The organism is Millionella massiliensis (assembly GCF_900104655.1).
Taxonomy (GTDB): Bacteria; Bacteroidota; Bacteroidia; order Bacteroidales; family Rikenellaceae; genus Rikenella; species Rikenella massiliensis.
Map to the genome: position 1 here is coordinate 2,655,222 of NZ_FNWD01000002.1, position 18,312 is coordinate 2,673,533.

The window sequence follows — 18,312 nt, forward strand, 5'->3', positions numbered from 1 at the left end:
CGAATTTTGTCGGACTGCTGAGGGTGATGTTTCCCGCTCTTCCGAATCTATTGTTCGGAGGAAATGAACTTTCGAAAACCGATTTTTTACCAAATAAAATTTGCAAATGATGATGCGACGAGTCTTGTTGGCACTGGGTATGCTCGTGTCGGTCACCGCACTACGGGCACAGGAGGATTTCCGCGAGATCCTCTTCGTCGAACGCGACCAGTATGCGCCCGACCACCACAACACCGAAACGCTTTTCCAGGCCGGAGAGATCAATCCCGAGAAGTTCCGGGGCGGATCGGCACTGCGGGCACTGGACCTCGCTACCGGGAAGGTACGTACGCTGCTCACCTCCGAAAAAGGGGTGATCCGTGACCCTGAACTCTCGTTCGACGGTCGGAAGATCATCTTCTCGATGCGGCCCGAACGTGAAGGGTGGTACCATATCTACGAAATCAACACCGACGGTACCGGCCTGCGTCAGTTGACCAGCGCTGCCGGCATCTCGGATATCGACCCCCTTTATCTGCCCGACGGCGGAATTATCTTCACCTCCACCCGCGAGCCCAAATACTGCATGTGCAACCGCCACATCATGGGTAACCTCTACCGTATGGAAGCCGACGGGGCGAATATCGTCCAGATCGGGGGCAGCACCCTTTTTGAAGGCCACTCGGCACTGCTCAACGACGGCCGCATTCTGTACGACCGTTGGGAGTATGTCGATCGTAACTTCGGTGATGCACAGGGACTGTGGACCGTCAATCCTGACGGTACGAAACATGCTATCTACTATGGCAACAACACCAACTCGCCCGGTGGGGTGATCGACGCCCGGCAGGTACCCGGCAGCGACCTGGTGGTCTGCATCTTCGGCAGCTGCCACGACCGTCCGTGGGGAGCGCTGACCCTGATCGACCGCAAGAAAGGGGTCGATGGGGCCGAACCGGTTGTGCAGATCTGGCCGGCTGATTCCCGGGCGCTGATCGGACAGGGAGATTACGACCAGTTCATGAAGATCAAGATCCGTTACGAAGACCCCTATCCGCTGGACGAAAATACGTTCCTCGTTTCGCGTTCCGTTCGTTGGGACACCACCCTGAATGACTATAAGATGGCCCTCTACCGGGTTGATCGTGCGGCCGGCACCGAAACCCTGCTCTACGAAGGGACCAAGGGGTGTTTCGATCCGATGCCTATCGCTCCGCGTCAGAAACCGAGTGCCATTCCCTTCGCACGCGACTACTCCGAGCGTCCCGGCATGTTCTACGTGCAGGATGTCTATGAAGGTACTAACATGAAAGGCGTGGAACGCGGTACGGTCAAGTGGCTGCGCGTCATCGAGTCGCCCGAAAAACGCACCTGGACTGCACAGGGTTGGGCCGGACAGGGCGAACAGGCTCCCGCGATGAACTGGACCAGCTTTGAATTGAAACAGATTCTGGGCGAAGTACCGGTGGCTGAAGACGGATCGGCCTGCTTCGAGGTGCCTGCCGGCAAGTTTGTTTACTTCCAGCTGCTCGACAAGGACAAAAAGATGGTGCAGTCGATGCGAAGCGGTACGATGGCCATGTCGGGCGAGATCAACGGTTGTATCGGCTGTCACGAGGATCGTTTGAGCGTTCCCGTGCCTTCGGGCAAGATGCCGCTGGCTCTGCAAAAAGGTCCCGTGAAACTTACCGGCTGGATGGGCCGTGAACCCGAGCCCTTCTCCTACACCGCTCAGGTGCAGCCCATTTTCGACCGTCACTGTGTGAAGTGCCACGACTTCGACGAAAAGGATCGCAAGAAACTGGTGCTGGCCGGCGACCGCAACCCCTTCTTCAACGCATCGTACGTCAATCTCTATGTCGGTGGCAAGGTGACCCTCGTGGGAGCCGGTCCTGCAGCGATACAGGATCCCTACACGTGGGGTTCGCACGCCAGCGTGCTGACCCGCGTGATCGATACGGTTCACCACGGCGTGAAACTCTCCGACGAGGAGCGTCTGACTCTCTATGCCTGGATGGACGTCAACGGGGTTTACTATCCGGCTTACGAAGCCTATTACGGTGACAACCTTGGCGGCCGTTCGCCGCTGACCTTTGCCGAAATCGACTCGCTGGCCGCACTGACCGGGGTCAATCTGCGTGGCCTGAACGGCCACTGGCGCGGAGTGCAGGCGCAGGTAGCGTTCGAGCGTCCCGAGTTGAGCCCCTGCCTGGATGCCATCCGCGGCGACAGCGAAAAGTTCGCTCAGGCTGTCGAGATCATCGCACGGGGTGGCCAGCGCCTCAAAGAGCATCCGCGTGCCGACATGAAGGGTTTCGTGCCCAGCCAGCGTCACCAGGAGATGCTCCGCAAGTATGCGGCTCAGCTCGAGGAGGAGGTAGCCAACCGTCATGCCGTAGAGGCAGGGCAGAAACGCTACGACAACCGTTAAAAATCCGAAAAATTTGTTATGTTTGTAAGCGGCAGCCCTGTGCGGGGCGGCCGCTTTTTTGTTTCGCGTCGTACGAGGCAGTAACGCTGTGTGTCGCTGCTCGGATGGCTCGGGGACTTTGGGGTGAGGCGATTGTGTGCTGTACCCACAGAAAGCCCTGACGGTACCGATTGTCCGTGTCCGCAGTAATGTATAACTCCCTAATACCGAAAACTATGGCAGACCACACTTTCGAATATTGGCAGCGGCGGCTGGATGATCTGGCCCGTATCCTGGAAAAACACGGGTTTACGGCCGAGGTGGCGTCGACCGCTACGGATGTGCGGAATCGCATCCGGCGGGCAGTCGAAACGTTGGCCCCCAAGTCGGTCGGATATGCCGATTCGCGAACGCTTCGGGCTACCGGTGCGCTAGACATGTTGCGGGCCGACCCGCGTTGGGAGTTCATCGACGGTTTCGACCGCGCGAAAAGCCGTGCCGAGAATCTCGAAATGCGTCGGCAGGCCCTGATGACCGATCTCTTTCTGACGGGGGTCAATGCCGTCACCGAGCAGGGAACGCTGGTCTGGCTCGATATGGTGGGCAACCGCATCGGCGGGGTTACGTTCGGCCCGCGTCATGTGATTCTCGTCGTCGGGCGTAACAAACTGACGGCTGACCTCGATGAGGCGATGCGTCGCATCAAAACGATTGCCGCACCGCTCAACGCACGGGCCCATGTCCATTTCAAAACGCCGTGTCAGATCACGTCGCGGTGTCACGACTGCGCCAGTCCGGATCGGATCTGCAACTCGTGGCTCATGATGGAGCGTTGCTACCCGAAAGAGCGGATTCGCGTGATTCTCGTCAATGACGATATGGGATATTGATTGCTGCTCGCGGGAGTGATAGAGCGAAAAGAGTTGTGATTTGTGCGTTACCGCGGATTCGCCGGGGTTGTAGCGATGCGGGCGAGGTAGAGTTCCGTCAGTCGTGCAATGGCGTAGTCTCCGAGGTGTTCGGACGGGATGACGATCCAGTCTTCCGGAATCGGGAGTGCCGTGAGGTCGTCGGTCTCGATGCAGTGGAAGGTGGCGTGGATAATGCGGTGCGAAAGGATATGTCGCGGCATGCGGATCGTTGAACGCCAGGTGGCTGCGAAGGGCAGGACGCCGGGGTCGATCTCTGTGTCGGTTGCCGTTTCGACCAGCGGGAATTCGTAGAGTCCGTGCCAAATGTCGTTGCCAGCGCGGCGATGGATGACGGTCCGGCCACAGGGGTCGGTCAGATGCAGGTAATGGAAGTAGCGCGGTGTCTGTACCGCTTTGCCTTTTTTGACGGGACGCCGGTCGGCGGTCCCGTTTTTCAGTGCCAGACAGTTCGACGACAGCGGACACTGGTCGCAGTTCGGATTACGGGGTGTGCAGACGAGCGCCCCCAGCTCCATGACGGCCTGGTTGTAGCTTCCGGCACCGGCATGGCCGGGTGAGGCGAGGTACTCTTGCAGAAGGGTATCGGCCGCCGTGGCGAACTGTTTCTTACCGGCCGTGGTGTCGATCGGCGTGTCGATGTCCAGCAGACGGCTCAACAGCCGGTAAACATTGCCGTCCACGACGGCATGCGGAGCGTCGGTTGCGAAAGAGGCGATGGCGGCTGCCGTGTAGTCGCCGATCCCTTTCAGCGTGCGAAGTTCGTTGTATGCGGTTGGAAAAAGGCCGGAATAGCGGCTGACGACCTCCCGTGCAGCTGCATGGAGGTTGCGGGCGCGACTGTAATACCCCAGTCCCTGCCAGAGCCTCAGCACTTCGTCCTCGTCGGCTGCGGCGAGTGCGGCGACGGTCGGGAAACGGGCGACGAAACGTTCGTAATATTCGAGTCCCTGGGCCACGCGGGTCTGCTGTAGAATGACCTCCGAGAGCCAAATGCGATAGGGGTCGCGGGTTTCGCGCCACGGCAGCGTGCGGTGATGCTGTCTGTACCAGTCGTTGAGGGCGGCGGTATCCACGGGACTATTCGGCGGCTGGAGCCTCGGTGTCGGTCAGTGCGGAGGTCTTGAGGTGGGCAAAGTGGATCAGGTCGTCGGGGGCGATCCGAATCTGGAGCCCGCGCACGCCGGCGCTGATGTAAATATGGTCGAATTCGCGGCAGCTTTCGTCGATGTACGAGGGAAAGTTGCGTTTCATGCCGATCGGTGAGCATCCGCCCCGGATGTAGCCGGTGGTGGGCAGCAGTTCACGCATGTGGAGCATGGCGGCACTTTTGTTGCCGGATACCTTGGCGGCGGCTTTCAGGTCGACTTCGCGGTTGCCGGGGATGATGCAGACAAAGATGCCGCTGCGGTCGCCGCGCATGACCAACGTCTTGAAAACCTGACGGATGTCTTCGTGCAGTTGTTCGGCTACATGGCCGGCGTCGAGGTGCTCTTCGTCCACTTCGTAGGGGATCAGTTCGTAGGCGATCCCGGCTTGGTCCAACAGCCGTGCGGCGTTGGTCTTCGTGATTTTCATTGCCTGATGCGATAAATATAATCTACTCGTTGCTCCGGTTCTGTCCGTTGGGCGGACGGGGGTGTCGTCGGAGGGTGTCCCTGCACGTCTATGGGGTGTGGGGCGACGGGGTGTGACCGTCTCTGTTTTACGGCACGAAGTTACGCAAAACTATTTCTAATCCCGCCGTTAAAATTTTCAAAGCCTCGTCGATGCGCCACGCAGCGCGGGGATCGCCTACGCGATTTGAGATCGATCGGAGCTGTAGGTAGGGGATTGTGCCGCTTCGGCATACCCCGAAAAATGCGGCTCCTTCCATCGACTCCAGCGCTTCGTCGTCGTGCAGCGGCAGGGGCATGCAGGCGCTGTTCGTGGAGCGGGCCGGGAGCAGAGGCAGCAGGGAACTGAGACGCTCTGCGTACGGGCACTCGATGGTCTGGGCTTCGGGCAGTGTGGCGAAGGGTTCGAACGTCCCGGTCTCGGACCGCCAGGCTCCGAGGTCGGCCTGGCGGTCGCTTCGGACGATGTAGGCCGTGTGGGCGGTTGCCGGAGTCAGATCGGAACGCAGTGACCCGGCGATGCCGGCCTGTATGATGAGGCGGGGCGTCAGTTCGTGCAGAATTCGTTGCGTGGCGGCTGCCGTGGCTCCCGCGCCCATGCCTCCGATGCACCATTGCAGGGCGTGACTGGCGTACCGGTCGCCGAAGCGTTGGCGCAGCGGGGCCTGTTCGAGCCGGGTGGCGGTCAGTATGACGGTGGGCGGTAGGGTCATTTGCGGTTGGATTTTCGTGTGTGGGCTGGGGTCTCGGTAGCAAAGCGGATGAAACTCTCGGCAATCGAGCCGGGGTTGCCTTGCAGGGTGGCGAACGAAAATTCGCGTTCGAAGGTAAGACCGTCGATGTCGATGACAGTGAGGGTGTCGGAGAGCAGTTCGCGGGTGACGGCCCGCACGGAGAGCAGCGCCACGCAGTCGTAGTCGGAGAGGAACGACTTGATGCCTTCGGTGCTACCGATCTGCATGATGACGTTCAGCGACGAGAGCTTGATGTGGTGGTCGTTCAGGCGGCGTTCGATCACTTCGAGGGTGCCGGAGCCGTTCTCGCGCAGGACGATCGGAAGGGTGGTGAGTTCCTCGGGGGTGATGGTCTCGCGTGTGGCGTAGAGGCTGTGGCTACCGGTGACCAGTACCAGCTCGTCGCGCATGAAGGGCTCGTAGTGGATGCCGGTGTGGCGCGTTTCGCCTTCGACCAGCGCCAGGTCGATGCTGTGGCTGAAGAGTGCCTGGGTCATCTGACGGCTGTTGCCGGTGTCGAGGGTGGTGCGGATCTCGGGGTAGCGGGTCGAAAAGCGGGCCAGACAGGCCGGCAGAACATACTGCGCAATGGTGCTGCTGGCACCGATACGCAGCTCGCCGCTGAAGTTGCCGGTCAGCATGTTCATGTCGAACTGCATGCGGCGGTAGCTGTCGAGGATCTTCTCGGCGTGGAAGAGCATCACTTCGCCGGCCTTGGTGAGGCTGATCGAGGTGCCGTGTCGGTCGAACAGCGAGGTGCCCACCTGGCTCTCCAGCTCCTTGATGTGGCGGGTCACGGCGGGCTGGGTGATGTAGAGCTCCTGTGCGGCACGGGTGAAGCTGAGGTGGCGGGCGACGCTGACGAATGTTCTGAGGCGGAAGTCCATGGGCTGTGTCGGGGCGTATGGGATGCCGATAGACAAAGGTCGGAAAAATGTGGCGGTTTTCGAAATACCCGGGGAACGGGCGCTGTCGGCCGTAAAAGAAACGCACCGCTTTCGGTGAGGAAAGCGGTGCGTTGTGTGGGGTTGTGGTGGTCTCGCAGGACTATTTGTGCGAGATGACCAGTATCTTGGAGTTTTTCCAGAAGGCTTCCTTGTCGGTGATGACCAACTCTTCGACTACGTCTTTCGAACCTTTGACGAGCATGTAGCTGTTTTCGGGGTGCGAGGTGACGATCTTCACTTTTGATTTGCCGATCGGGATGCGTTCCACGGTGCGGTCGTCGGCTTTGGTGAAGCTATCCATCGAGGCGTTGTCGCTCACTACGCGGGTGCGGCCGATGACGCCTTTCTTGTCGATGATATCTTTTTCGAGCAGCTCTTTATCGGTGGCTACGATGTAGTACACGGTGTGCAGCTGGGCGTCCTGTTCGGCAACGGTGGTCTGCAGTTCGGCTTTGTCGCTCTCGAGGTTCGATACGGTGTGGCCGAGGGCTTCGACTTCCACTTTCAGGGCTTTGACCTGGTCGGTCAGGGCGGCGAGCTGGGCGTTTTTCTGGTCGAGCTGGGCCTGCAGTTGTGCGATCAGGGTTTGCAGCGATTCGATCTTGACGTTGGCTTCCTTCAACTTTTTGGCCGAGGTCTGGAGACGGGCGATGGTAGCGCGGTTCTGGTCGAGCAGTTCGCTGATGGCGGCGATGTTTTCGGCAATCTGTTCCTTGACGGGTTTGGTCAGTTCACCGCCGGCCGAGGTCTGTTTGGTGACGAGTTTTTCGCGTTCGGCGATCTGGTTGATGTTGGCGGCTATTTCGCTGATGCTGTTGAAGGCGTCGTTGATGATCGAATCTTTGGCTGCGATCACTTGCGTCAGCGAATCATTGGCCATGGCTGTCGAGTCCGGGGTCTGGCTTTTCGGGCCGCAGGAGGCGAACAACGTCGCAGTGGCGGCAAGAATCAAAATCTTTTTCATATCCACAAACTGTTTGTTGGTGTGCGCAAAAGTAGATAAAAACTCAATTTGTCCTACGTTCCTGTGCAAAAAGCGTACCATTTATGCCTATTCGACGTCCACCAGGTCGCGCAATTTCACACCGAGTGCCTGGCTGATGGTCAGCAGGGTCCGTACGGTGAGGTTGCTGCGGCCGTATTCGATGCGGCTCATGTTCGACTTTTCGAAGTTGCATCGTGCGGCGAGGTCCTGTTGGCTGATGCCTCGCTCGGAGCGCAGTTGGGCGATGCGTCGGCCGATCCGGTAAAGAATTTCCTCCATGGAGCGTGTTATCATGTTTGATAACAAAGTTTTTTCTTTACCTTTGTAGTGTGGTTATCATGTATGATAACTTAAGCGAGCGTCCGGCTTGCATGGACAAAATGTCATAAATTTTGGCGTCGGAGGCAACAAACAGGCGCGATTCACGTTTAAATAAACAAGGGTTTTGCGAGCCGGGAATGATGATACAATCGACGCGGAAAATGTCGATTTATATTGCCCTCGCTCTTTTTGCACGATAATTGTATTGTCCAAAATATAAAGGCCGGATGTGGCTATAAACGATCTATTGCTATGGATACCGGAGAGTTTATTTTGCTGGGAGGGCTGGTAGCCGTTGTGGCTGTCATGCTGGTGGTGCCCTTTGTCTGGTCGCAGCCCGATAACAGTGAGGCTCGTGCCCGGGCCAAACGGGTGAGGGTGCGTAAACGGCAGAAGCGTAAAAACCAGAGAAAGCGGAAAAATACGGTTGAAAAGCCGCTTTTGGGCGTGGATTGGCGCGGTTCGCTGGTGAGTTCGTTGCAGACGGAAGAGACTGCCTATGCCTGGCAAAAACTTCACTGCGAGAAGACTCCGCCGATGCTTCCGTCTCATCGGATCGATTCCTGATTTGGGGACGTCCCTTGAATGTTGATAGGATTGTGCCCTGATGCACCTGCCGACGCGGGCAGTGTATCAGGGCACATTGTTTTTAGAAGATCGGGATGCAACCCAATATGGACGAAAAGGCCGGTATCTAAAAAGGGTATCGAGGCAAAGGCTCCCGATACCCTTTTTACACCTATCTCTCCTGTTGGATTCGTGAATTTAGTGGCGTTCTCGTTGTGGGAACTTCAGCATTAATGGCAGTGGCCGCATGCTCCGTCGTCAGCGCCGGGCTCTATAAAAAGTATTCGGGTTCGCGGCGGGCGCTGAAGTATTGGAACAGCTTGGCCGTATAGGGGGTGTCGAAACGGCGGGCAGAGGTCGGGCAGAACTTCAGACAGGCGCAGCATTTGATACATCCTGAGGCGTCGCTGGTGGCGATACCGTCGGCCGTAAGCGATACGACCCCCGTGGGACAGACTTCGATACAGGTGCCGCAGCCGGTGCATAGAGCCGGATCAGTCGTGGGTGTGGCCGGTGTCGACGGGCCTTTGGTCTTGTAGGGCACGTTCCCTTTGATGTCGGGGGTGCTCCAGCAGCCCCCGTCCAGTTTGGCGCGAGAATCGGCACCGAAACGGTGCGCAGCGGCCTGGTCGTCGGCGTCGGGACGTCCCTGGGCGATGGGCATCCCTTCGTCGGGACGGCTGTAGGAGTGTTCACCGATGAAGGCTGCGGCCGAGAGCGGGGCGAATCCTTGACGGACGGCCAGGTCGCGCAGCTCGACCAGCGCATCTTCGTAATCGCGGTTGCCGTAGACAACCAGCAGAATGGCCGGCGTCTGGCCCGGTGTGGCAGCATGGACGGCGGCAAAGCGTTCGACAGCGGTTTCCGCGACGCGTCCGCCGTAGACCGGAGCAACGAAAATGGCGGTGTCCGTCACGGTGATTGACGTTTCGTGGTCGGGCAGGGTCATGTCATGCTCCGCCACGTGGTCAGTGGTGGTGGAGAAACCGGCGGCCACTTGCCGGGCGACGGTGGCGCCTGTGTGGGTCGGCGAGAAGGTGATCAAATCAATTTCCATATCATACGGTATTTTTAAGGGCCGGCCACGCTGGCGGAGAACCCTTATGCGGTGCGTACCGCGAGGCTCCGCTCGGGGCCGGTCATTCGTTGTGGAGGGGTGTCCCTCCGTGTGTTTGCTGTTACTCTGCTGTTGACGGTTGGCACAACCGCCGTGTACGATTGCGCGGTCACGCATTACGCAGGGAATCGGCAGGCTGCTACTCCTTTGCGGCGGTATCGGCGGTGCGGCGGGCAAACTCTTTGAGGAAGGCCTGTTTCACCAGTTCGAAACTCAGCGGTTCGATCAGGTCTTTCCGCTCGTCGTCGAGCAGGAAGGGGGTGTGCGATCGCACGATCTGCACGCCGTTCGAATCGACCCCTTCGAAGGTGTCGCAACTGCGGTATGCGGTCAGCAGGTCGGCCGTGGTGCCGCGGTGTGCTTCGCTGTTCTCCTGCCATTTGATTTTCAGGCGTGTGAAATCGGGCGACAGCACGATGCAACCATCTTCCACGCGGCTCTCCGAGGCATCGGTCGTGAACGAGTCGAGCACCTTGAAGTAGGGAATCCGGAAGCGGACGTGGGCCGGTCGGTCGTTGTTGTAGCGGGCCGAGTAGGTAACACTGGCACCGCCGCGGCGGAAACGAATTTCGGAGGTAACGCGGCCCATCTCGGTGGGGGCGTCGACGATCGAGATGTGGTCGCCCTCTTTGGTCCACTCGGGCGAAAGGACGGGGTAGAGGTAGAGGTCTCGTCCCGATTCCACACCGGAGCGGCCGCCGTATTCGTGGATCAGGAAGTTGCGGATCAGGAAGGCGGTCTTGGCCGAGGCCCAGGCGTGGGGCGTGGGACAGGTCGGATCGACCATCCGGTCTTTCCACGGAATCACCAGATTCTCGAACCCTTCGTGGGTCGAACCGGAGTGGAGAATCAGGTGGTAGAAGTCGATCAGTGCCTGACGCTGTTCGCCCTGCACCATGTACTGCTCGATCAGGTTGGCCGTGATGTACTGGTGGAGGTGCTGGCCGTGGCGGTAGGTCATGATCCCCTCGGCGTATCCCTTGCGGATGTGGTTCAGGCTGCCGGTGACGAAGCGGTGGCGGGGTTCGAGCAGTTCGGTCGGGTAGGCCAGCAGCATGTTCTCCCAGTCGCTGTTGCACTGATATTCGTTGAAGCCGCGGCGGGCCTGTTTGCCGGTCAGAAAATCATAGAGTCCGGTGGGAACGTATCCGTCGGGTCGGACGGAGTGCTCGATGCCGCGCAGAATCGACTCGGTATAGGTTTTTTCGAGGGCTTGCCAGTCGGCCAGCACCTCGTCGTGTCCCAGGTCGCGCGCCATCCGGATGCAGTAGCGCAGCCCGAGCAGGGCCCAGTAGTTGTTGCAGGCGTAGTGGCCGTCGATCATCTCGTTGTCGTACGGGTAGGTCGGCGGAAGCAGTCCGTAGGGGCTGCGTGTGGTCTCGGTGCGGATGTACTCGACGGCTTTGGTGAGGCTCGGGAAAACCTCCTCGCCGAGGGCTTTGTCGCGGGTGAAAAGGTAGTAGCCGGCTACCATGTACATGATGTGGCCGTGGGCGGTGGGGATGATGCCGCCGTGGGCGAGCGACCGGTCGAAATAGAGACCGTCGGGTTCCTGTTGCAGGATGGCGTTGCGGACGATCAACCGCGCGTAGTCGGGACAGCCGTTGGTCAGGTAGGCCATCGACATCTGGGGCGCGGAGGTCAGGAAAAAGAAGGGGTAGGGAATACCGTCGGTCTGCATCTTCCGGCCGTCGGGGAAGGTGCGGGTGGCCAGCAGCAGATGGACCATCGAGGCGCGTTGGGCGTCCTGGATCCGTTTTTCGGGGATCTCGAAGCGGGTTTGCGATCCGATGAGGTTCTTCCAGAAGGCGACCGTCGCGGTGTGGTACGCTTCATAGTCGGCCTGGGCGATACGTTGGGCCTGTGCGGGGTCGGCGACCGGTACGCAGGGCATCTTGAAGACCAGTTCGGCCTGCTGGCGGGGTTTCAGCACCCGGTCGTAACGCACGATGGCGGTACGGGTCTCGGGCGTGATTCGCAGCGATGACCCGGTGAAGGGGGCGGTATAGGGGGTGCCTTCAACGGCTTCGATACGTTCGTAACCGTCGTTGAAGGTGAAGAGCAGCCGGTTGTCTTTATAGAGGGCGTTGTCGCGGATGAGGTATTCGTTGTCGTCGGAGAAGCCTTGCAGGGCGGCCAATCGGTAGTCTGCCTTTTTGCCGCGGGTCGAGACGTTGAACAGTGCGTGGGCCTCCTCTTTGCCGGTATTGGTCATGGTGACTTTCACGAAGTTCACGCAGTTGCTGACGTCGGCCGTGTCGAGCGGGGCAGAGTAGATGGCGATCCGGTATTCGATATCGCCGTCGTTCCAGCGGTCGCCGACTACGGGGATCCATCCCTCTTCAAAGGTCTTTTGGCGAATCAGAATCGGGGTGTCGTGGGGCCCGTAGCTGAAGTTCAACTCGGCGTGGCCGGTGTAGAGCGACCCGTCGTAGGTGACTTCAGTCACCTGGGGGTGGAAGGGCATCCCGATGACGGTGGTTGATTTCCGAAGGTAGCACCACTCTTTGGCGGGATCGTCGGTGAGTGGAAGCTCCTGGCTGTGAGTGGTGTGGACGCCGACGGTTAACAACAGCGTCCCGAGCAGGGTGTAATGTATTTTCATGAATCGGTGGGTTTGGGTCGTTTGAATAGGAGCCGTTGGGCGGGGAAACAGTGTCCGGGAGTTTACTGCCCCCATTGGCTTGTCTGCAATATTGGCGATTTTTTCTGATTTGTGCAAACGATTGCCGAGTCTGCAAGACGGACCCCGCGGTGCTACGTCGGGTAGGTTGCGACGGTCGGGAATACGTAATTCTGTGTTACGGAACGGCTGACCGGGGTTACGTAAGGGTGGAATTAACCAGATCGGCCTCCGTCCTTGCCAGAGTTTTCCCGGCGAGGACGAAGACCGACTGCAAGTGGCTGAGTAAGGGTGTGGATAAAGGTTGCGCTGATGTGCCGTTCCGAAACAGCGCGAAGAATGGGGGGCACCCCGAGAATTACAGGGTGCCTTCTTTGAACCGTCTTAGGGCCTGATCGCGGAGCTTTTCAACTTTTTTCCCGGCCAGCCATTCGTCGCAGGTAAGTTCTTCGCGGGGAATCAGAATATCCACGGAATCGTACTCGAATCGCGGGGAGTGGACGTCGTTGCGCAGGCTGGTATAAGGAATGGAAAGGGTAAATCGGTTGGTGTAAGGCAATTTGACAGATTGGCAATTTCCCCCGCTGATGCTCGCATACCCTCCGCAGGGTCTGCCCACGGTGGGACCGATGCCCAACGTTTTAAAATACTGGGCAAACAGTTGGGCCGCCGAGTAGGTAGCCTCGCTGGTCAGCAGGTAAACTTTGCCGCGGTAGCGGTGCATCAGGTCCGGATCCGGCCGGAAGCGTACGTCGCACACCATATCGGTGGTCAAGTAGTCTCCTGACCGAACGCTGTCTATGCAGGATTCCATTTGTTGCGTTTGTTCGGCCGACAGACCGAACAGTTGTTCATAGGGCGTATTCTGTATAACGGTTTTGATCTTTTCTCGATTCCCGTCGTTCACCCGGTAGGCACGGTTTGCATCGACGGTTTTTTCTGTCAGGTAGTTCAGGGTGATGTACACATTGTCGGTCAGACCGCCGGGATTGTTGCTGATGTCGAGAATCAAGGTGTCGATCTTGTGGCGATCGACCCATGCCATGGCTTTCTTTAACTTCCGGGGATAACGTTTGTCTTTGCGTCCGAATATCATGGCAAGCGCATTCTCACCCCAGAAGTAGTTAATTGTCATAACGGCACTGTGATCTCCGAGCTTTTGGGTGGTGATCGTTTTGCCGCCGAACAGCTGATTCCATATATTGTCGTCTTTGGCTCGAGATTGGATTTTTTTATTGGCTGTATGGATTTCCTGGCGAGTCATTCCTTCCAAAACGACCGTGTCGATCCGTTCGCTTTCCGGCAGGGTGTATTCCACATGGTAGGGTGCTGAGTAACCTTCCATAAACAGAAAGTTCATCAGATTATACCAACTTCTGGAATTCGCGTCTTCCGGGCCATAGTACACCTGTCCGTCCGTTTCCCAACAGGCCATGGAAAGTAGACTGAGCGTCATCTCCTGCGCTGAGCGTCCATTTATGCGGAGGATCTTGGCGTTCCGGGGAATGTGGCCGGTATAGTCCTCTTGCACATAGACAGTACCGTCTTTCCATGTCTTGATCCGTACGGGGAAAAGGGTATCGGTTTTTTGGAATATGCGCGTTCGGTTGTAATATGTTCTGTCAGGGAAAGTAAAATGCCCGTCGTTGATCAGCATCCCGAAATAGCGCAGGGCGTAGCGGTATTCGTTCCAGTTTTCGGTGCTGTCTATCTTGCCTCGAATAATTCCGAGCCGTCTGTTCCATTCGTTGTCGCTGATTCCGCGGCGACCGAAAACGTATACCGAGTCGATTTGACGGATGATGAAATCGATCTCTTCGGTCCGTTTCTCGGGACTGAGAAATACGGAGTCCTGTCCCCACAGGATGCCGGGTGTGACGCCGACCAAAAGAATGAACAGCCATTTGCGGATCGGTTGAGGGGATAGCGGTGCTTTCATGATATGGAGATATGGTGGTTAGATAATATCCGCGCATAAGTTATGATAAAAACGTATTTTAAGAGGTTTTTCGTCTGTCGGTACGGTGAATGTGGATCTGTTTGTGTTCTATTTTGTCTCAAAATGTGATGCACGGGGGTGAAATTGTAAAAACCCGTTTCCGCATCATTTGAGACGAAGATGCGGAAACGGGCTGTCGGTAAGATATGGGCACAGGGGCTACCGTATTCTGGTGTATGGCCGTGTGGTGCTTTCCGTGCCCGAGGCAAATGAATTTACAGGGTGAAGGTATAGCGGTCGCCGGGCTTTAGGTCGGCAGTGACGGTCCGGTCTTTGTAGCGGATCTGTACGGTGCGGGGCTCGGTGATGCGGTCGGCTTTGATGACGGCCTCTTCGAGGCGGCCCGCTTTCCATCGAATGTCGACTTCGTATCCGCCGCGGGCCCGCAGACCGCGTACCTCTCCGTCCGGATATTTGGTCGGCAGGGCCGGAAGCAGGTCGATCTCTCCGGCGTGGCTTTGCAACAGCATCTCGGCAACGGCGGCTGCGATACCCAGATTGCCGTCGATCTCCCAGTAGCCGGTGAAGTCACAGGTGAAGTTCGGATTGAGTGCGTTCATGAAGTGGCGGTCGATCACCCGTTGCGAGCTGTCGCCCTCGGCCATCCGGGCCCAGAAGTTGGCCGGAAAGGCTCCTGTCCAGCTGCCGCTGTTGTAAGAGTAGCCGGGTTTTCGGTGTTCGAGCGTTTTGCGGAAGGCCTGGGCCAGTTCGGGCGTACCCCGTAGGGTGATCAGGTCGCTGGCTACGAACCCCCAACCGTGGGCCACCTGTCCGCTGTTGGGATTCGAGGCGCTCCAGTCGTCGTTCCACTCCTGCAGCCGTCCGGTGCGGGGACTGATCTTCATCGGGGCCAGACGGTCGTATTTGGTCTGAATCTCGGCTCTGAACTGTTGGTCGTCATTCAGGGTGTCGATGGCGGCCATCGTGTTTTTGAACAGGGCGCGGATCACCTGCATGTCCTGTGCGGCGCCCATGCAGGCCCAGCCCACTTCGCCGTTGGGCTTGACGTAGGTGTTCTCGAACGACTCCGAAGGGTTGGTCACCCAGTATCCCTCCTTGTCCTGTTGCAGGTTGTCGAGGTAGAACTGTACGGCTCCCTTCAGGACGGGCAGGTACTCACGCAGGAAGGCGGTGTCCTGGGTGAACTGGTAGTGGTCCCAGATGTGTTGGCAGAGCCAGGCCCCGCCGATCTGATAGATGGCCCACAGACCGGTTCCGCCGACGGGCCAGGTGGTGCGCCAGATGTCGATATTGTGGTGAGCCATCCAACCGCGGCTGTTGTAGAGGTTGCGGGCGGTTTTGCTGCCGTCTACGGTGATTTCGCGGATCATGTCCATTAGCGGCAGGTGGCACTCCGACAGGTTGGCTGTCTCGACGGGCCAGTAGTTGATCTGGGTGTTGCAGTTGATGGTCCAGTTGGAGCTCCAGGCGGGTTGCATGTCTTTGTTCCAGATGCCTTGCAGGTTGGAGGGTTGTGAGCCGGGCCGGGAGCAGGAGATCAGCAGGTAGCGGCCGAACTGGAAATAGAGGGCGGTCAGCGACGGGTCGGTGCCCGGCTGGTATTGTGCGATGCGGCGGTCGATCGGCAGGGTGTCCGCTGCCGAATGGCCCAGGTCGATGCTGACGCGGTCGAACAGTGCCCGGAAGTCCTGCGTGTGGCGCTCTTTCAGGTCGGCGTAGTCGTATTGGCCGATCTGCGTGAGGTAGTTGTCGCACAGGGCCTGTTCGTCTTTCCCTTCGGTGTTCGGATCCTTGTCGAATCCGTTGTAGCTGGTGGCGGCCACGAAAACGATGGTCGCCGTCGAAGCGTCGGCGAGTTTGAGCCGGTCGCTGTCGGCCTCGACCTTGCCGTCGGTCTGCTGCACGTTCAGACGGGCTTCGAACCGCATACCGTGGCCCTCTTCGTAGACGGGGTCGTGAACGCCCTGGTAGTGGGGTTCGGTATGTTTCGGTGCGGTCCCGCTGATGGAGAGGGTGCGATCGTCCAGCGCGCTGACCTGGTTTCGGATCTGGCTCTCGAGCATCAGTTCCATGGCGAGAGCGCCCTTCTGGTCGGCCTCCATCTCGATGACGATGGCCTGGTCGGGGTAGGAGGCGAACAGGGTGCGGGTGTAGTTGACTCCGTCCTGCGTGTAGCGGACGGTGACGGTTCCGTCGTTCAGGTCCAGCACGCGGCTGTAGTCTGAGTATTCACCGGCTTTCAGTTTCAGTACGATGTCGGCCAGCGGCATGTAGCATTCGTTCCAGGGGCCCAGCATTGTGCGGTCTATCAGCTCTTGTGCCTCCAGATTCTTCTCTTCGAACAGCAGTTGTCGGATCTGGGGAAGGTATTGGGCGGCGGAGGGATTTTGGACGTCGCGGGGTTCGCCGGACCAGAAGGTGTCGTCGTTGGTCTGGATTCGTTCCTCGGCCACGCCGCCGTAAACCATGCCGCCCAGTCGGCCGTTGCCGATCGGGATGGCTTCGTTCCACGAGGTGGCCGGGCGATCGAAATAGAGGGTCACCGGAGTGGCGGTCTGTCTGTCGGGGCTGCAGGAAAAATGCAGGGCAACGCACAACCCTGCGCATAACGTAAAGATTGATTTTTTGTTCATTGGGTATCGGGGTGATGTTGGTCGTGGAAGAGGTGTGGCCTCTGTCGCAGAGCAGATTGGGCGGTGTTTCTACTGTTGAGGGGAATCGGGGCTCTCCGGTCGGCGGGTTGCTCTGTGAGTGACGCCAGCAAGGGGTCGGTTGTCCGGTCTGACATCACACGTGGTGATCGTTGCAGGGCTTGATCTATGAATGAATGTCGCGGGGAAAGCTGCTAGAAGGGAATCCCATTATATACCCGCGCCAGATAGCCGATGTTTTTGTCATCGCCGCTCAGTGAGTCCAGCGGCTGCTCCAGATAGTAGGATACGGGGGGCAGCAGTGAACCCTTCTGCGGCTTGGTGAAGCCGTACAGGCCGATCCCCTTTTCGATGGCCTGCGGAACAATTTCGGCGGGATTTTGCTGGTTCCAGAGAGCCAGACAGGTCATCAGCTGGGTGTTGGGACCTACCAGCGGGCGGATCTTTTCGACGTCGGCAATGCTGCCGGCTTCGTTCATGAAGATGTCGGCCTGCTGGAAGATCGACGAACCGACCAGGTCGGGGCTGGTGACCTGGCTGCAGGTGACCCAGATTTTACACTCCGGATTGGTCTCCTTGACAGCCTTGTAGATCGCGTTCCAGCAGCGTTCGATGGCTTTGCGGCGGAAGGTTTGGGTCTGGTCGGGGGTTACCTGGTCGATGCCCGGAAAGGGTTCGCCCATCAGTTCCTGGTACATCTGCTGTTCACACGCGAGCCACTGCAACGGGGGGTAGGGCTCGACGGCCGAGCCGGGATTCCAGATCCAGTCGACCATGATTCCGTCGATGCCGGTCTTTTCGACCGCATCGGCGATCGAACGGCTCAGAAAGTCCAGGTAGGTGAGTGTGAAGGGAATGTGCGGGGCCGCGGGGGTGCCGTAACTCAGGTCGGGATGTTCCAGCCCCCAGCGGGTGTTGGCGCTGGCGCAGAAGTAGCCGTAGACCTCCATGCCGCGTTCGTGGCCGAGCCGGACCATTTCGGGTAGAAAATCGTACTTCAGACCGGGCTGTTCGGGTACAATGCCGTTTTTGTACCAGGCATAGCCGTTGCACGAGACAGCAAATGTCTGGACGACCGTGCAGCCCATGTCGGCATACCATTGGATATGTTCGGCCGGATCGGCATCGGCCCAAAGGCCGGGAGCTGCAAAGGCATTGATGCCGCCTTCGCCCCAGTTGAAGTCGATGTCGAAGGCCTGAATGGGTTTTGAGGTTGTTTGAGTGGTGTTGCACGAGGGGGTGAACAGCAGCAGGGCTGCTGCCATACAACCCGATAGTACCTGTCGGAGGGAACGGGCTTTTTTCATAAGAGGTGGGTTTGGGTGAGTGGTTTGAGTGGGGAGTGATTTCGGTAGTCAGATTGGTGCGTGGTGTCGGGTCGGGCAAATCGACTCACTGAAAATCATACAATTATAATCAATTTTGTTTGGAAATGGATGCGTTTTTGAAGATAAAAGATCGATTGCATGGAAA

At 58.4% G+C, this 18,312-nt stretch carries 14 protein-coding genes; 3 read left to right on the forward strand and 11 right to left on the reverse strand.

Translation table 11 applies throughout. From position 1 onward, the window contains the following. Positions 1–109 precede the first annotated feature (109 nt). Complete coding sequence (locus tag BQ5379_RS10135; RefSeq protein ID WP_235846061.1) at positions 110–2,410, forward strand: HzsA-related protein; 2,301 nt, start codon at positions 110–112, stop codon at positions 2,408–2,410. Between the two features lie 215 nt (positions 2,411–2,625). Next, positions 2,626–3,279 carry a lactate utilization protein gene (locus BQ5379_RS10140; protein ID WP_071135323.1) on the forward strand — a complete coding sequence of 218 codons (654 nt, stop codon included), beginning with the start codon at positions 2,626–2,628 and terminating at the stop codon, positions 3,277–3,279. A 47-nt stretch (positions 3,280–3,326) separates the two neighbouring features. Here the strand turns inward: BQ5379_RS10140 and mutY are convergent, their stop codons facing one another. From mutY to BQ5379_RS10170, 6 genes are all read right to left on the reverse strand, one after another. Further along, positions 3,327–4,394 carry an A/G-specific adenine glycosylase gene (gene mutY, locus BQ5379_RS10145; protein WP_071135324.1) on the reverse strand — a complete coding sequence of 356 codons (1,068 nt, stop codon included), beginning with the start codon at positions 4,392–4,394 and terminating at the stop codon, positions 3,327–3,329. A 4-nt stretch (positions 4,395–4,398) separates the two neighbouring features. After that, positions 4,399–4,896, reverse strand: coding sequence for a Cys-tRNA(Pro) deacylase (gene ybaK / locus BQ5379_RS10150; RefSeq protein WP_071135325.1), 498 nt, complete (start codon positions 4,894–4,896; stop codon positions 4,399–4,401). Between the two features lie 127 nt (positions 4,897–5,023). Further along, positions 5,024–5,647, reverse strand: coding sequence for a phosphorylase family protein (locus tag BQ5379_RS10155; RefSeq protein WP_071135326.1), 624 nt, complete (start codon positions 5,645–5,647; stop codon positions 5,024–5,026). After that, entirely contained in the window at positions 5,644–6,555 is a 912-nt protein-coding gene (locus BQ5379_RS10160) for a LysR family transcriptional regulator (protein WP_071135327.1), read from the reverse strand. The genes BQ5379_RS10155 and BQ5379_RS10160 overlap by 4 nt, the downstream gene beginning before the upstream one ends. Before the next feature lie 160 nt (positions 6,556–6,715). Then, on the reverse strand, positions 6,716–7,579 hold the full coding sequence (locus tag BQ5379_RS10165) for a Cbp1 family collagen-binding glycoprotein adhesin (protein ID WP_071135328.1): 864 nt from the start codon (positions 7,577–7,579) through the stop codon (positions 6,716–6,718). A gap of 87 nt (positions 7,580–7,666) precedes the next feature. Continuing rightward, positions 7,667–7,879, reverse strand: coding sequence for a helix-turn-helix domain-containing protein (locus tag BQ5379_RS10170; RefSeq protein ID WP_235846062.1), 213 nt, complete (start codon positions 7,877–7,879; stop codon positions 7,667–7,669). A 294-nt stretch (positions 7,880–8,173) separates the two neighbouring features. Here BQ5379_RS10170 and BQ5379_RS10175 point away from each other — a divergent pair, with 294 nt between their 5' ends. After that, positions 8,174–8,488 (forward strand): hypothetical protein, encoded by a 315-nt coding sequence (locus BQ5379_RS10175; protein ID WP_143039452.1) that lies wholly within the window; start codon positions 8,174–8,176, stop codon positions 8,486–8,488. A gap of 271 nt (positions 8,489–8,759) precedes the next feature. Here BQ5379_RS10175 and BQ5379_RS10180 read toward each other — a convergent pair whose 3' ends face one another. From BQ5379_RS10180 to BQ5379_RS10200, 5 genes are all read right to left on the reverse strand, one after another. Next, the gene (locus BQ5379_RS10180) at positions 8,760–9,545 is read right to left on the reverse strand and encodes a 4Fe-4S binding protein (protein ID WP_071135331.1); all 786 of its coding nucleotides are present in this window, start codon (positions 9,543–9,545) and stop codon (positions 8,760–8,762) included. A 199-nt stretch (positions 9,546–9,744) separates the two neighbouring features. Then, positions 9,745–12,210 carry a glucosidase family protein gene (locus tag BQ5379_RS10185; protein WP_071135332.1) on the reverse strand — a complete coding sequence of 822 codons (2,466 nt, stop codon included), beginning with the start codon at positions 12,208–12,210 and terminating at the stop codon, positions 9,745–9,747. Positions 12,211–12,586: 376 nt separating this feature from the next. Continuing rightward, positions 12,587–14,167, reverse strand: a complete 1,581-nt coding sequence (locus BQ5379_RS10190; RefSeq protein WP_083377706.1) for a S41 family peptidase — start codon at positions 14,165–14,167, stop codon at positions 12,587–12,589. Between the two features lie 275 nt (positions 14,168–14,442). Then, a complete protein-coding gene (locus BQ5379_RS10195; protein ID WP_083377707.1) occupies positions 14,443–16,821 on the reverse strand; it encodes a glycoside hydrolase family 95 protein in 2,379 nt (792 codons plus the stop codon). Between the two features lie 212 nt (positions 16,822–17,033). Further along, the gene (locus BQ5379_RS10200) at positions 17,034–18,146 is read right to left on the reverse strand and encodes a glycoside hydrolase family protein (protein ID WP_083377708.1); all 1,113 of its coding nucleotides are present in this window, start codon (positions 18,144–18,146) and stop codon (positions 17,034–17,036) included. Positions 18,147–18,312: the final 166 nt, after the last annotated feature.